Annotated in this window: 2 protein-coding genes; both read right to left on the bottom strand. The window is 74.6% G+C overall.

The window, feature by feature from the left end:
- Window positions 1-359, bottom strand: a 359-nt coding sequence (locus tag AC5P09_RS51905) for a D-sedoheptulose-7-phosphate isomerase (protein WP_493880623.1), incomplete at its 3' end; no start/stop codon positions are given.
- A partial coding sequence (locus AC5P09_RS51900; RefSeq protein WP_493880622.1) for a glycosyltransferase occupies window positions 359-1,120 on the bottom strand: 762 nt, incomplete at its 5' end. The genes AC5P09_RS51905 and AC5P09_RS51900, both read right to left, overlap by 1 nt.

Genomic DNA, 1,120 nt, shown 5'->3' with positions numbered 1-1,120 from the left:
CTGGTGGACAGCAGTACCAGGACGTCGCCGGGGCGGCCGTGGGCGCGGACCTGGCGGGCGAACACCTCGTCGACGCCGTAGTCGTTGGCGATGGCGGTCGTACTGGAGGTGTCGGCGTGCAGCGCGATCGCGGAGAAGGCCGGCCGGTCGTCACGGTAGCGGCCCACCAGTTCGGCGGTCAGGTGCTGCGCCTGGGCCGCACTGCCACCGTTGCCCGCGGCCAGCAGCCGACCGCCCCCGGTGAGGACTGCGGCCAGGCGTTCACCCCAGCGCTCGATGATGTCGGCCGAGGCGCGGAACGCGCCCAGCGCGTCCTGGAGTTCGTCGCAGTGTGCGACGGCGGGCGGGTGCAGGGTCATCAGGCCACCTCCTTCGGCAGGGCGCGTCCGACCGCCACCTGGCGGTAGACCTGTTCGACACCGTCGGCGACCCGGTGCCAGGTGTAGTGGTCGAGGACCCGGGCACGCCCGGCGGTGCCGTACCGGCGGCGGGTGCCGTCCTCGGCGAGCAGGTCGCGTACGGCGGCGGCGATCGCGCCGGGGTCGCCGGGCGGTACCAGTCGCCCGGTCACTTGGTCGGAGACGGTGTCCCGGTGGCCGCCGACGTCGGTGGACACGACCGGGACGGCGCACGCCATCGCCTCCAGCGGCACGATGCCGAACGGCTCGTAGACCGGCGTGCACAGCACCGCGTCCGCACTGCGCATCAAGGCGGGCATGTCCGCCGGGTCCACCGCACCGAGCAGGCGCACCCGGCCGGCCACGCCGGCCCGCTGCGCGAGCCGCTTCAGCCGTGCCGCCTCGGGATCAGCGTCCAGCAGGCCTGGCGCGGGACCGCCCGCGATCAGGAGTTCGGTGTCCGGGATCCGGGTGAGGGCCCGGATCGCCTGGTCGTAGCCCTTGCGGCGGACCAGCCGGCCGCAGGACAGCAGTCGGTACCGCTGTCGCCGGACGGGGGCGGGGGCGGTGCCGGGGTCGACGCCGGGGCGGAAGTGCCCGACGTCCACTCCGCAGGGCACGACGGACACCTGTCGCCTCGGTACGCCCAGGTCGGCCAGTTCGAGCACCTCGTCGGTGCAGGTCGCCAGGACCCGGTCACAGCCCCGGCCGATCTGCCGCTC

Source organism: Streptomyces sp. a15, assembly GCF_059026085.1.
The sequence above is the reverse complement of the archived record's forward strand: the minus strand, read 5'-3'. Positions and strand labels throughout refer to the sequence as shown.